Below are 13,567 nucleotides of genomic sequence, written 5' to 3' on the forward strand. Positions count from 1 at the left end.
TGCCAGTCTTGTCCGCGTTATAGGAGTACTATGTTTCAATATATTATTAAGCGAATTGCCCAGGTCATTCCTCTACTCTTGGTCATTTCCTTCATTGTTTTTTCTCTGATTCAGCTAGCCCCTTTTGATGTCATTGATTCTCTGGCTACACCTAACATGACAGCAGAGCAAATCGAGCTCTTGAAGGAGCAGCATGGTCTTAATCAACCATTTTTGGTTCAGTATTATATTTGGTTGGACAACATTTGGAATGGCAATTTTGGTCATTCTCTTCTAACCCATCATAATATTGCTGATGATTTGGCGGAAAAGATACCAAATACCATCGCTCTAGTTTTGCCAGCCTATCTAACTGCCTTGATTTTGGCGATTGGACTGGGGCTCTTATCAGCTGCCCATCGAGGAAAGTGGCTAGACCGTTTCATTGATGGTTTTGCTTCCCTGGGGATTGCGGTACCGACCTTCTGGTTTGCCATGATTTTGATTTATATTTTTGGTTTCCGTCTTAATCTATTGCCTTTTATTGGGATGTATAGTCTTGGTAAGGAAGGAGACTGGGGTGATTTTCTTGCTCATTTAGCCTTACCTTATCTAACCTTGGTGATGGCTTTTATGCCAGACTTAATACGCTATATTCGGACTTCTGCCATTGTCGAGGTAGATAAGGATTATGTGACGGTTCAGGAGGCTTTTCAGGCGAGCAAGAAAGAAATTTTTGGTAGGCATATTGTCCGTAATATCCTTCTTCCCATTGTCACCCAAATAGGTTTAGCCTTGCCTATGCTAGTGACAGGTGCTCTGATTACAGAAACCATCTTTGCTTGGCCGGGTGTTGGTCCTTATCTGACTTCAGCCACGAAAGCCTTGGATTATCCTGTGATTATGGCTGTCCTGCTTTTTTCGGCTACTTTGGTTATTTTAGGCAATCTTCTATCAGATATTCTCTACTCCATCGTAGATCCGCGTATTAGCAAGGGAGGTAGTTCTTGATGTTTTTTAAACGATTAAAAGAAGAGACTGTGTCATCGCCTCTCTATCTGTTTTCTGTCCTCTTTCTTTTTTTCTTGCTGACTTTGTCCATTTTGGCTCCTATCTTGCCTCTGGAACCCAACACCACTAATGTCAGTCAGATGAATCAACCACCTAGCCTGGCACATATCTTTGGGACCGATAATGTGGGACGAGATTATTTTGCGCGTGTCTTATATGGTGGTCGAATTTCCCTCTTAGTCGGATTGTTGGCCATGCTAGCTTCGGTTTTGATAGGGAGTTTGGTAGGGATTTTGGCTGGCTACTTTGGCGGTTGGTTGGATAGTCTCTTGATGCGAACAGTTGATGTCTTGTCTTCCATTCCTTGGTTGGTTCTGGTTATTGTGGTCAGTGTTTTTCTCCAGCCAGGGCTTACAACCATTATTGTTGTGATTGGTGGTTTTTCTTGGATGCGGATTTCTAGATTGATTCGAGCAGAAACCTTATCAGCTAAGACCCATGATTATGTCAGTTATGCTCGTTATATTGGAGTGCGACCTATGGTCATTATTAGAAGACATATTTTGCCTTCGATTTTTCCTACTCTTATCGTGGCAGCTTCTAGCAGTATTTCTTCTGCCATCATGACAGAGTCTGCTCTCAGTTTCTTAGGAATTGGGATTCAGCAGCCACTAGCTTCTTGGGGTAGTCTGTTGCAAAATGCTCAATCTACGCTACAAAGTGCTCCTCATATGGCTATTTTACCGGGATTCTTTATCCTCCTGACCATTTATTCTTTCAATAATGTAGGAGATTTGATTCGGGATAGTTTGCAAAAGGAGGTTATCTAATGATGATGAGTATTCAGTTAGAAAATTTAACACTTCAAACTCAAAGAGGCAAAGCGATTGAAACCTTAGTGAAGGATGTGTCTCTTTCTCTTCCACGGGGAAAAATTCTTGGTATTGTGGGAGAGTCAGGGAGTGGCAAGAGTTTGACGGTCAAGTCCATGATGGGGATTGTCCCAAAAGAAGTGAGGGTAGCCTATGACCGTCTAGAATTAGAAGGTAAACCACTTTTGGATTATGATCGTTTGCCTATGGCTATGATTTTCCAAGACCCTATGACTTCTTTAAATCCCTTACGAAAAATCGGCTACCATCTGGAAGAAATTATTGACCGCTTTAGTCCTGGATTATCTGCTGGTGAGCGGATGGAAAAGATGATAGATATGCTGAACAAGGTGGGGATTTCTAATCCAGAGCAACGCCTCAACCAATACCCCTTTGAATTTTCAGGTGGGATGCGGCAGCGTATTTTGATTGCAATGGCTCTCTTGGCAGAACCCCGCATCCTGATTGCCGATGAGCCGACTACGGCCTTAGATGTGACAATTCAGGCTCAAATTTTGGCTCTGATTAAAGGATTACAAGAAAGTCTAGGATTGACAGTTATTATTGTCAGTCATGATTTTGGTGTCATTGCAGGTCTTTGTGATCAAGTTATGGTCATGCGCTCTGGTCAGGTGGTAGAAGAGGGGACTGTTGAGGATATTTTTACCAATCCTCTGCATCCTTATACCCAAGAACTTCTGCGGGCAGCCCGATTAGATGGAAAATGGGCTCCACAGTCACTGTCTGTTTACCCATCTGGTCCTCTTGTGGCGGTTTCTGAAACCCATTCTGTTAGAAAGGAGCTTGAATAGATGAATAGAGAAGTACTTATTACAGTTCGTGATCTACAAAAAATCTACAGCAAGAAAAATCTTTTTGGTCAAGAGCAATACCAGATAGCAGTAGATGGTGTCACCCTAACTCTTTACAAGGGAGAAACCTTAGGTCTAGTAGGTGAGTCAGGTAGCGGTAAGTCTACCTTATCCAAGCTAATATTGGGTTTGGAAACACCCAGTCAAGGTCAAGTGGACTATGTGGGGCTGAGTCAAGCTGATTTAGCCAATCAAGCCTTACAAATTATCTATCAGGATCCCTATTCAGCCCTCAATCCTTATCTATCTGCTTTAGAATTGGTCAAGGAACCTCTATACCAATGGCCTAAAGAGGAAGCTGAAGCCATGGCTCTAGCTATGCTGGAGAGAGTCGGCATCACAGGTGATGCGGTTCATAAGCGCCCCAAATCTTTCAGTGGCGGACAGCGTCAGCGGATTGGTATTGCTAGGGCAGTTGTGAGCAGGCCTCAATTTGTGGTCTGTGATGAGCCCACTTCAGCTCTGGATGTCTCCATTCAAGCTCAAATTTTACAGTTGCTTTCTGAATTACAGGAAGAATATCAACTGTCCTACCTGTTTATTTCTCATGATTTGACGGTTGTCAAACACTTTGCCCAACGTATTGCTGTCCTCTATAAAGGCTCGTTGGTTGAGTTGGCTCCAGCAGAAAAACTTTTTGCAAATCCTCAACATCCTTATACCCAGTATCTCCTTTCTGCCAATCTTCCACTTTCCCCTCATCAGGCTAGGCTCCAACTCCAACAGATTTCGAGTCAAATCCAAGATTTTGAACTGTCAGCTGATGATGACTGGCTAGAGGTAGAAACAAATCATTTTGTTCGAAAATCCAAGCGAGAATCCCAGTAGGCTCCTCTTTTTGCCTTAAAAAATCTTTAACTCTCCTTTAATTTTATATATTAGACAGAAAGAAATACTCCGTGTTACCATGAAAACAATATTTTGGAAGGGAGAAGCGATATGTCTAAGGTGATTGTTGGCATTTCAGGAAATGAAAAGGAATTATCTGATGGCTCTAATATCCAGTATGTAGCAGTGGCCCGTGACCTTTCAGAGGGAGTCAAGGTGGCGGGAGGTCTTCCGATTCATGTGAGGTTTCTTCTCGATGAGTTTGCCAACATCGGTTTGATTCCAAAGTTTGAGAAGTTGATTGCCACAATCCGAAGCCGAGAGATTTCGGCGAGCATTATATTACAGGCACAATCTCAATTAAAGGCAATTTACAAGGATCATGCAGATACCATTGTCGGTAACTGTGATAGTACCTTGTTTTTAGGAGGGAAAGAGAAAACAACACTAAAAGAGCTTTCGGAAACACTTGGAAAAGAAACCATCGACCTTTACAACACTTCGGAAACAAGGAGCAATCAAAAGAGTTTTGGACTAAATTATCAAAAGACCGGTAAAGAGCTGATGAGTCAAGACGAGATTACGGTTATGGATGGAGGAAAATGTATCTTTCAGCTTCGTGGTGTTCTCCCTTTCTTATCGGATAAATTCGACATCACAAAGCATAAAAATTATAAGCTCTTAGAGGACTACGACAAGAGAAATTTCTTTGATATTCAGAAGTATCTTGCCACAAGAGAAAAAGCTAAATTAAGAAAAAACACAGTGATTACAACAATGAATATTCAGCTTGAGTAAATGATAAAATATGGGAAAAGTGATATAATGAAGTGGACGAGAAATTGACAAATTAGAACTTGAGGAGATAGATTATATGGAATTTAGAAACGCAAAACCACAAGATTATGAAGGTATTGTTCATTGCATTTATCATGGATTTCAACATCACTTTAAGCATTTTAACACAAGTGAAATCTCAATAAAAAAGTTGCTTTTGAATGTATTAAGGCTAAATCAGTTTAAAGTTGTTTTGGACAATGGACAAGTGATTGCGTGTTGTGGTATTGGAAAAGGAGGAGCTCGGCTTTATAAGAAGAACAAAAATGTATTTCGTCAAGAATTTGGATTTATCAAGGGAACAATTATGGGGATAACACTTTATCAAGTTTTAGGGAAACCATACAAAGTGGACTCTAATTGTGGATATTTTGAGTTTGTAACTATATTGAATAGTTATCGTGGTCAAGGGATTATGAAACAGTTCTTAAACTGGATTATCGAAAAAAAAGAATACCCTTGTTTTATGCTTGATGTAGCAAATAACAATATTGCAGCAATTGAACTTTATAAAAGATTAGGATTTGTAGAAACTCATCGAGTAAAAGAAAAATTTGCTAAACAAGCTGGATTTGAATATACGATATTTATGGAATTAAAGTGATATATATCGAGAATTTTATAAATCGAAGCGGAACAATTAAATGAGATCACCAAGAGGAAGTAAAAGCAAATAGCGGATACTTCCTTTTTTGATGCTTAAAAATAAGGAGGAAGAAATGAGAATAAGGAATAGATCCCCCACTATATCGGTGGAAATAATAAGAACAGTCAAATAGTTAAGGCGATAGAGAGGAATCCTATCGTCTATTTTTTACTCAAAATAAGAAAGGATAAGGAAATGGACAAAGAAAAAATGATTAACATCAATGCCAGTCTTGTGGAAGAGCCTGTGTTTAGCTTGACACGAGAGGGCTTGGTAGCCACTGCCCACGATCCACGAGATGGCACCATCGAAGCCTATGAAAGTAAGGGTTCACAGTCCATTTTAGGTATCCAATGGCATCCTGAATTTTTGGTCAAATATTGTACCAAACATCGCCGATTGTTTGAATATGTGGTGCAAAGCCTGTAGAGCAGGCATCCTCCTATTGAAATCCTAAGCGGTCATCGAACTGTCCTGAACGGTAGAAAAAATAGATATGCAGTGATAAAATCGTATTTTATCCTGTTTTCTGATTGAATCTAGATATAGTCAAAAACTATAACTGATACAAAAGAGACATAAAAATTTTTAAAGAGCTAGTTAAAAAATCTCTACTAGTCAACGGAAGAACCTTATGATAACATAGAGACAATTAAATAAGAGTCAGCTAGTTGCTGGCTCAGGAAATGGAGATTTAGTTTATGAACTTTAAAAAAGTATTTGGTTTTGCAGCAGTCGCTGCCCTGTCAGTTGTAGCTTTGGCAGCTTGTGCTCCGTCATCAGGCAATGATAGCAAGGAAGACGATAAGACTCTCACCGTTGGTATCATGACGCGTACAGATGCAACTGAGCCACTATGGGAAAAAGTCAGTGAAAATGCTAAGAAAGAAGGACTCACATTGAAGTTTGTAGAGTTCACAGATTATTCACAACCAAACAAGGCCTTGGCTAATGGTGAAATTGATGTCAATGCTTTCCAACACTACAACTTCCTCAATAACTGGAACACAGAAAACGATGGAGACTTGGTTGCAGCAGCAGATACATTGATTAGTCCCCTTCGCATCTTCTCTGGATTGAATGGAGAAAAAGCGAAGTACAAGGATATCTCAGAATTACCAGATGGAGCAGTAGTTTCCGTACCAAACGATGCAACCAATGAGAGTCGTGCTCTCTACCTCCTGCAAACAGCTGGTCTAATCAAATTGGATGTATCTGGTGAAGAATTGGCAACGAAGGTTAATATCACAGACAATCCTAAGAAATTGGACATCAAAGAGTTGGATGCTAGCCAAACAGCTTCTACTCGTACATCCGTTGATGCAGCTATTATCAACAACAACTACGCTGTGGATGCAGGTGTGGACTATTCAACCGTTCTTTTCAAAGAAGAAATCAATGCTGAGTCCAAACAATGGGTCAATGTCATTGCTGCTCAAAAGGGTTGGGAAAAGTCAAATAAAGCTGATGCGATAAAAATCTTGATTAAGGCCTATCAAACTAATGAAGTGGCTAAAATCCTTAGCGATGCATCAAATGGTGTTGATGTACCAGCTTGGGAAGGTGCAGATTCAGTAAAATAATCTCAATAGTGAGAACTGTGAATACACATAGTAGCAAGTATGGGCGTGTGCAAGCACGCCGTATTTGTGTTTAGGGGGAAAGTATGAAGCAGCTGGAAACAGTTGAACAAGATAGAATCATAGAACATTATGTGTCTATTCTAAGAGAATTGGTTGCAAAGAGGAGCATATTTGCCCAACAAATAGGTTTATCTGAAACAGCCCACTACCTCAAGGAGGTCTTTCAAGCAGCTGGGGCTCAGGTGGTTCTAGATGATGAATTTACAGCTCCCTTTGTAATGGCAACCTTTACCAGCCCAAAAAAGGATGCTAAGACCCTTATTTTTTACAATCATTATGATGTGCAGCCTGCAGATGCAGATCAACCTTGGACGAGCCCTCCTTTTCAATTGGATATTCGAAATGGTTATATGTATGGTCGTGGTGTGGATGATGATAAGGGGCATATTACAGCCCGCTTGACAGCGATTGAGAAGTATTGTCAAACGCAGGGTGAACTCCCTGTGAACATTATCTTTATTGTAGAAGGAGCAGAAGAATCAGCCTCCGTTGACTTGGAAAAATATTTGGTCAAATACCAGTCGAAGCTAGTTGGTGCAGATCTTCTGGTCTGGGAGCAGGGAATTTTCAACCAAAAAGGGCAGATGGAGATTTCAGGTGGGACCAAAGGAATTGTGACTTTTGATGCCAAGGTTCGGAGTGCGGATGTCGATATCCATTCCAAATTTGGTGGCACCATTAACAGTAGTAGTTGGTATCTCATCAATGCCCTGACCAGTTTACGTGATGCGACGGGAAAAATTCTAGTGGAGGGCATCTATGATGATGTCATGGCCCCCACCGACCATGAGATGGAACTAGTCAGGCAGCATGCCTTGGTAGATCAGCAACATCTCCAAGAAGTTTACAATCTGCAACTTCCTTTTTTAACAAAAAATCAAGATGCCTTGCTCAAGAATCTCTTTTTTGAACCTGCTTTAAATATCCAAGGCTTACAAACAGGTTACCAGGGTCAAGGTGTCAAAACCATCTTGCCAGCAGAGGCCAGTGCCAAGTTAGAGGTACGTTTGGTTCCAGGTATGAAGCCGCGTAAAGTTTTTGAACAGATTCAGGCGCAGTTGGTTCGAAATGGATTCGAACAAGTAGACTTGACCTATACCTTGGGAGAAGAGGGCTATCGGAGTGATATGACTGCACCCTCAATTCTCAATGTCATCGCCATTGCAAAAAAATTCTCACCAGAGGGAGTAGCTGTTTTACCAACTACAGCAGGGACAGGTCCCATGCATCAGGTTTTTGAAGCCCTGGGTGTTCCCATTGCAGCATTTGGTATTGGCAACCCCAATAGTCGGGACCATGGGGGCGATGAGAATGTCAAGATTGCAGATTATATAACCCATATAGACATGATAGAGGAGTTAATTAGAAGTTATGAGTGAAACGATTATTCAGCTAGAGCATATCGACATCACCTTTCATCAGAAGAAACGAGTGATTGAAGCAGTAAAGGATGTCTCCGTCAATATTAACAAGGGAGATATTTACGGGATTGTAGGCTATTCAGGTGCTGGGAAGTCGACCTTAGTCCGTGTTATCAACCTCCTACAAGTACCGACTGCTGGGAAAATTACTATTGGGAAGCAGGTGACTTTTGCGGATGGCAAGGTCCAACTATCAGCTGCCGAACTCCGTCAAAAGAGACAAAGTATTGGCATGATTTTCCAACACTTTAATCTGATGGCTCAAAAAACAGCTCGACAAAATGTCGCCTTTGCTTTGAGACATTCTGATTTGAGTAAGGAAGCACGAGCTAAAAAGGTAGATGATTTGCTGGAATTGGTTGGTCTATCTGAACGAGCAGACAACTATCCTGCCCAATTATCCGGAGGTCAGAAGCAGCGGGTAGCTATTGCGCGTGCCTTAGCCAATGACCCTGAAATTTTGATTTCAGATGAGTCCACCTCGGCTCTTGACCCTAAAACAACCAAGCAAATTTTAGCCTTGCTTCAAAAACTCAATCGCAAGTTGGGACTGACAGTAGTGATGATCACGCACGAGATGCAAATTGTCAAGGATATTTGTAATCGGGTCGCGGTAATGCAAAATGGTGTCTTAATTGAAGAAGGTTCCGTTTTGGAAATCTTTTCTCATCCCAAGCAAGCCCTGACCAAGGAGTTTATTCGAACTGCAACGGGGATTGATGAGGCTTTGGTGAAAATCGAGAAGCAAGATATTGTTGAAAATTTAGCTAGCAACGCCCTTCTGGTTCAGCTGAAATATGCTGGGCACACGACTGATGAGCCACTTCTCAATGAAATTTATAAACAATTTGAGGTGACGGCTAATATCTTGTATGGTAATATCGAAATTTTGGACAATACACCAGTAGGTGAGTTGGTGGTGGTCTTGTCCGGTCTGCCAGATGCACTAGAAGCCGCTCAGAGGGCCATTGTGGAGTCTGGTGTAGAACTGACAATATTGAAAAGAGGTGCTTAGATGAGTAATTTAATTCAAACTTATTTACCTAATGTCTATAAGATTGGACTCTGGGGAGAAAGTGGCTGGCTCATAGCCATTTATACAACATTGTATATGACTATTTGGGCTTTTCTAATTGGAGGCTTGATTGGTCTTTTGACTGGTCTTTTTCTGGTCTTGACTGCTCCTGGTGGTGTGTTGGAAAACAAACTTGTCTTTCATATCTTGGACAAGATTACTTCTGTCTTCCGAGCTATTCCTTTCATCATCTTGCTTTTTATTCTGCAACCGCTGACCTATTTATTGGTGCAGACCAACCTTGGTCCAACAGCAGCTATTGTACCTCTGGCTTTTGCAACCTTTGCCTTTTTTACCCGGCAGGTTCAGGTGGTCTTATCTGAGTTAGATAGAGGTGTCATCGAGGCTGCTCAGGCTTCTGGTGCAACTGGTTTCGACCTTATCAAGGTCTACCTTAGTGAAGGTTTGCCGGATCTTATTCGTGTCTCAACGGTGACCCTTATTTCTCTAGTGGGAGAGACGGCTATGGCTGGTGCTATCGGTAGTGGCGGTATTGGAAATGTAGCCATTTCTTATGGCTTTAACCGTTTCAACCACGATGTGACTTGGACAGCGACCTTCATTATTTTGCTAATTATCTTTGGAATCCAACTATTGGGTGACTTACTGACCCGCAAGCTCAGCCATCGTTAGTACTGATAGGAGCTAGGACAAGAAACAGAAATACCTGGATTTAGATTAAAGACAACCTTCTTTGGAGGTTTGTCTTTTCTTGCGTGATATACAAAATATTTTATCATCTTTTCACATTGATTTTGTCATATTAGACAAAGCGCTGACTTTCTGCTATAATACTTATCAGGAAAGAAGGTCTGGCATAGATTTCTCTAGCGAGCCTGAGACAGTGAAAGTCAGGTGAAAAACATGGACAGATTGGCGCTTTCTAGTCAATATCATATAAAAATGAAGTAATAAATTAGGGTGGAACCGCGTTCTTAACGCCCCTATGTCTGTTGGCATGGGAGTGGAAGATTGTGGTTCTCTTTTTATGTCAACATCCAAAAATTAACTCTTAAGATAGGAGCAACTGATGTCAAAAAAACTAACCTTTCAGGAAATCATCCTGACCTTGCAACAATATTGGAATGACCAAGGCTGTATGCTCATGCAGGCCTATGATACAGAAAAAGGTGCTGGAACGATGAGTCCATATACCTTCTTGCGTGCGATCGGTCCTGAACCTTGGAATGCTGCCTATGTGGAGCCGTCCCGTCGCCCAGCAGATGGTCGTTATGGGGAAAACCCAAATCGCCTTTACCAGCACCATCAATTTCAGGTGGTGATGAAACCATCTCCAGCAAACATTCAAGAACTTTATCTCGCATCTTTGGAAAAATTGGGTATCAATCCTTTGGAGCATGACATCCGATTTGTTGAAGATAACTGGGAAAACCCCTCAACGGGCTCTGCAGGTCTTGGGTGGGAAGTTTGGTTGGACGGGATGGAAATTACTCAGTTTACCTATTTCCAACAAGTAGGAGGGTTACCGACTAGCCCAGTCACTGCTGAGGTAACCTATGGTTTAGAGCGTTTGGCATCCTACATTCAGGAAGTGGATTCGGTCTATGACATTGAGTGGTCACCAGGTGTCAAATATGGAGAAATCTTTTTGCAACCAGAATTTGAGCATTCAAAGTACAGCTTTGAAGTATCTGACCAAGATATGCTTTTGGAGAATTTCACTAAGTTTGAAAAAGAAGCAGCCCGTGCCTTGGAAGAAGGGTTGGTACATCCAGCTTTTGACTACGTCTTGAAATGTTCGCATACCTTCAACTTGCTTGATGCACGTGGAGCGGTGTCGGTTACTGAACGGGCGGGTTATATCGCTCGTATCCGTAACTTAGCCCGTGTTGTTGCTAAAACCTTCGTTGCAGAACGTAAAAAACTAGGTTACCCACTCTTGGATGAGGCAACTCGTGCAGAACTACTTAAGGAGGATGCGAAATAATGACAAAAAATCTATTAGTAGAACTTGGTTTAGAAGAATTGCCAGCCTATGTAGTCACTCAAAGTGAACAGCAACTAGGTGAGAAAATGGCTGCTTTTTTAGGAGACAACCGTCTCTCTTTTGAGTCTATCCAAACCTTCTCGACTCCCCGTCGTTTGGCTGTACGGGTAAATGGTTTAGCAGATGCACAGACTGACTTAACAGAAGATTTCAAAGGTCCCTCTAAGAAGATTGCCCTAGATGCGGATGGGAATTTTTCAAAGGCAGCGCAGGGATTTGTTCGTGGTAAGGGTTTGACCGTTGAGGATATTGAATTTCGTGAAGTGAAAGGAGAAGAGTATGTCTATGTGACCAAGCATGAGGCCGGTCAATCCGCTGAGCAAGTGCTGACTGGGCTACCTGAAGTCCTAGCTTCTTTGAGCTTTCCTGTCAGTATGCATTGGGCTAGCAATTCATTCGAATACATCCGTCCTGTGCATACGTTGACTGTTCTTTTGGATGAGCAAGCCTTGGATATGCCTTTCTTAGATATCCAATCTGGTCGTATCAGTCGCGGTCATCGCTTCCTTGGAACAGAAGTTGCAATTACCAGTGCAGATAGCTACGAAGCTGATTTGCGCAAGGTCTTCGTCATCGCAAATGCCAAAGAACGTGAAGACATGATTGTAGAACAAATCAAGGCTATCGAAAAATCACAAAATGTGGTTGTGGAAATTGATCCAAGCCTTCTAAATGAAGTTCTCAACCTAGTTGAATATCCAACTGCTTTCATGGGCGCCTTTGATGCTAAATACTTGGCTGTACCAGAAGAAGTTCTCGTTACCTCTATGAAAGCCCACCAGCGTTATTTTGTGGTGCGGGATCAGTCTGGCAAGCTCCTACCGAACTTCATTTCTGTTCGTAACGGTAATGCCGACCATATCGAAAATGTTGTCAAAGGAAATGAAAAAGTCTTGGTAGCACGTTTGGAAGATGGAGAGTTCTTCTGGCGTGAGGATCAGAAACTGCAAATCGAAGCATTAGTAGCCAAATTAGAGGATGTCACTTTCCATGAAAAAATCGGTTCTCTAGCTGAGCACATGCATCGTGTCCAAGTCATTGCAGATTCTCTAGCCAAACAGGCCAACCTTTCAGAGCAAGAAAGAGAAGACTTGGCCCGTGCAGCCCACATTTATAAATTTGACCTTCTGACTGGAATGGTAGGCGAATTCGATGAACTCCAAGGTATTATGGGTGAGAAGTATGCCCTATTGGCGGGAGAAAACCCAGCGGTTGCTACAGCAATCCGAGAACATTATCTACCAAATGCTGCTGATGGAGACTTACCAGAGACAAAAGTTGGCGCTATTTTGGCTCTAGCGGATAAGCTAGATACTCTTTTATCTTTCTTCTCAGTAGGTTTGATTCCATCTGGTTCTAACGATCCTTATGCCCTTCGTCGTGCGACTCAAGGGATTGTCCGTATCCTAGATGCCTTTGGTTGGAACATTCCGATGGATGAGTTGATTCATAGCCTATATGAATTGGATTTCGCGAGTTTGTCGTACGAAAATAGGGAAGAAGTCCTCAACTTTATCCGCGCTCGTGTGGATAAGATGATGGGCAAGATGCCAAAAGATATTAAAGAAGCAGTTTTGGCAGGTTCAACCTTTGTTGTACCGGAAATGCTAGCTGCTGCAACCAGCCTAGTAGAAGCTTCACAGGCTGATAACTACAAGCCTGCTGTGGAAAGTCTGTCTCGTGTCTTTAACTTAGCTGAAAAAGCGGATGCAGTAGCTACTGTGGATCCTTCTCTCTTTGAAAATGAGCAGGAAAAAGCCTTGGCCTCAGCTATCGAAAACTTACTGCTCTCGGGTGAGCATAAAGAAAAATTGGCACAACTCTTTGCTCTTAGCCCCGTTATCGATGCCTTCTTTGACAATACCATGGTCATGGTAGAAGACCAAGCCGTAAAAAACAATCGTCTAGCCCTCCTTGCTTCTCTTACAGAAAAAGCAGCGACAGTAGCTAAATTTAATGTTTTAAATACAAAGTAGGAGGTTTTTGAATGGAGCAACAAAAAATCGATCGTATCAATGAGCTGGCTAAAAAGAAAAAAACAGTCGGTTTGACTGAATCTGAGAAGGTCGAGCAGGCTGAACTCCGCCAGGAGTATATTGAGGGCTACAAACGTTCCTTGCGGCACCATCTCGCTGGCATTAAGCTAGTGGATGAGGAAGGCAATGATGTTACCCCAGAAAAACTTCGCCAAATCCAGCGTGAAAAAGGCTTGCATGGCAGAAGTCTAGATGACCCAGAATCATAGTCTAAGTTCACCTATTATTTTATTGAGACGTTTGGTACCAATTTTTCATTAGAAAGTTGGTGCTAGACGTTTTTTATATATCTAGAAATATTGGTGATAGTCCTAGAGTTCGATGACGACTAATCTAGTA

At 41.9% G+C, this 13,567-nt stretch carries 12 protein-coding genes and 2 pseudogenes; all 14 read left to right on the plus strand.

What is annotated here, in order from left to right; genetic code table 11:
- The first annotated feature begins 30 nt into the window (after positions 1–30).
- The 14 genes and pseudogenes from F602_RS0105255 to F602_RS0105320 all read left to right on the plus strand — a co-directional run bounded on the left by F602_RS0105255 (position 31) and on the right by F602_RS0105320 (position 13,437).
- Complete coding sequence (locus F602_RS0105255; RefSeq protein ID WP_018166909.1) at positions 31–990, plus strand: ABC transporter permease; 960 nt, start codon at positions 31–33, stop codon at positions 988–990.
- Positions 987–1,820: an ABC transporter permease gene (locus F602_RS0105260; RefSeq protein WP_211205362.1), complete on the plus strand. Its 834-nt coding sequence runs from the start codon at positions 987–989 to the stop codon at positions 1,818–1,820. The genes F602_RS0105255 and F602_RS0105260 overlap by 4 nt, the downstream gene beginning before the upstream one ends.
- Positions 1,820–2,674: an ABC transporter ATP-binding protein gene (locus F602_RS0105265; RefSeq protein ID WP_018166911.1), complete on the plus strand. Its 855-nt coding sequence runs from the start codon at positions 1,820–1,822 to the stop codon at positions 2,672–2,674. The genes F602_RS0105260 and F602_RS0105265 overlap by 1 nt, the downstream gene beginning before the upstream one ends.
- Complete coding sequence (locus tag F602_RS0105270; RefSeq protein ID WP_018166912.1) at positions 2,675–3,562, plus strand: ATP-binding cassette domain-containing protein; 888 nt, start codon at positions 2,675–2,677, stop codon at positions 3,560–3,562.
- A 222-nt stretch (positions 3,563–3,784) separates the two neighbouring features.
- A pseudogene (locus tag F602_RS0105275) lies at positions 3,785–4,360 on the plus strand (type IV secretory system conjugative DNA transfer family protein); the annotation flags it as partial.
- A 76-nt stretch (positions 4,361–4,436) separates the two neighbouring features.
- Positions 4,437–5,003 (plus strand): GNAT family N-acetyltransferase, encoded by a 567-nt coding sequence (locus tag F602_RS0105280; RefSeq protein ID WP_018166914.1) that lies wholly within the window; start codon positions 4,437–4,439, stop codon positions 5,001–5,003.
- A 309-nt stretch (positions 5,004–5,312) separates the two neighbouring features.
- Positions 5,313–5,474, plus strand: a pseudogene (locus F602_RS0105285) (gamma-glutamyl-gamma-aminobutyrate hydrolase family protein); the annotation flags it as partial.
- A gap of 272 nt (positions 5,475–5,746) precedes the next feature.
- Positions 5,747–6,628 (plus strand): MetQ/NlpA family ABC transporter substrate-binding protein, encoded by an 882-nt coding sequence (locus tag F602_RS0105290; RefSeq protein ID WP_018166916.1) that lies wholly within the window; start codon positions 5,747–5,749, stop codon positions 6,626–6,628.
- An 83-nt stretch (positions 6,629–6,711) separates the two neighbouring features.
- The gene (locus tag F602_RS0105295) at positions 6,712–8,067 is read left to right on the plus strand and encodes a M20/M25/M40 family metallo-hydrolase (RefSeq protein ID WP_018166917.1); all 1,356 of its coding nucleotides are present in this window, start codon (positions 6,712–6,714) and stop codon (positions 8,065–8,067) included.
- Positions 8,060–9,124 carry a methionine ABC transporter ATP-binding protein gene (locus F602_RS0105300; protein WP_018166918.1) on the plus strand — a complete coding sequence of 355 codons (1,065 nt, stop codon included), beginning with the start codon at positions 8,060–8,062 and terminating at the stop codon, positions 9,122–9,124. Before F602_RS0105295 ends, F602_RS0105300 begins: the two co-directional genes overlap by 8 nt.
- On the plus strand, positions 9,125–9,817 hold the full coding sequence (locus F602_RS0105305) for a methionine ABC transporter permease (protein WP_018166919.1): 693 nt from the start codon (positions 9,125–9,127) through the stop codon (positions 9,815–9,817).
- A 397-nt stretch (positions 9,818–10,214) separates the two neighbouring features.
- Positions 10,215–11,132 carry a glycine--tRNA ligase subunit alpha gene (gene glyQ, locus F602_RS0105310; RefSeq protein ID WP_018166920.1) on the plus strand — a complete coding sequence of 306 codons (918 nt, stop codon included), beginning with the start codon at positions 10,215–10,217 and terminating at the stop codon, positions 11,130–11,132.
- A complete protein-coding gene (gene glyS / locus F602_RS0105315; protein WP_018166921.1) occupies positions 11,132–13,168 on the plus strand; it encodes a glycine--tRNA ligase subunit beta in 2,037 nt (678 codons plus the stop codon). Before glyQ ends, glyS begins: the two co-directional genes overlap by 1 nt.
- Before the next feature lie 11 nt (positions 13,169–13,179).
- Positions 13,180–13,437: a DUF896 family protein gene (locus F602_RS0105320; RefSeq protein WP_018166922.1), complete on the plus strand. Its 258-nt coding sequence runs from the start codon at positions 13,180–13,182 to the stop codon at positions 13,435–13,437.
- Positions 13,438–13,567: the final 130 nt, after the last annotated feature.

Origin of the sequence: Streptococcus minor DSM 17118 (assembly GCF_000377005.1) — a bacterium.
GTDB classification, from domain to species: Bacteria; Bacillota; Bacilli; order Lactobacillales; family Streptococcaceae; genus Streptococcus; species Streptococcus minor.

Coding starts and splice junctions, on each gene's coding strand:
- F602_RS0105255 (WP_018166909.1), top strand. CDS start 31: ATGTTTCAATATATTATTAAGCGAATTGCCCAGGTCATTCCTCTACTC.
- F602_RS0105265 (WP_018166911.1), top strand. CDS start 1,820: ATGATGATGAGTATTCAGTTAGAAAATTTAACACTTCAAACTCAAAGA.
- F602_RS0105270 (WP_018166912.1), top strand. CDS start 2,675: ATGAATAGAGAAGTACTTATTACAGTTCGTGATCTACAAAAAATCTAC.
- F602_RS0105280 (WP_018166914.1), top strand. CDS start 4,437: ATGGAATTTAGAAACGCAAAACCACAAGATTATGAAGGTATTGTTCAT.
- F602_RS0105290 (WP_018166916.1), top strand. CDS start 5,747: ATGAACTTTAAAAAAGTATTTGGTTTTGCAGCAGTCGCTGCCCTGTCA.
- F602_RS0105295 (WP_018166917.1), top strand. CDS start 6,712: ATGAAGCAGCTGGAAACAGTTGAACAAGATAGAATCATAGAACATTAT.
- F602_RS0105300 (WP_018166918.1), top strand. CDS start 8,060: ATGAGTGAAACGATTATTCAGCTAGAGCATATCGACATCACCTTTCAT.
- F602_RS0105305 (WP_018166919.1), top strand. CDS start 9,125: ATGAGTAATTTAATTCAAACTTATTTACCTAATGTCTATAAGATTGGA.
- glyQ (WP_018166920.1), top strand. CDS start 10,215: ATGTCAAAAAAACTAACCTTTCAGGAAATCATCCTGACCTTGCAACAA.
- glyS (WP_018166921.1), top strand. CDS start 11,132: ATGACAAAAAATCTATTAGTAGAACTTGGTTTAGAAGAATTGCCAGCC.
- F602_RS0105320 (WP_018166922.1), top strand. CDS start 13,180: ATGGAGCAACAAAAAATCGATCGTATCAATGAGCTGGCTAAAAAGAAA.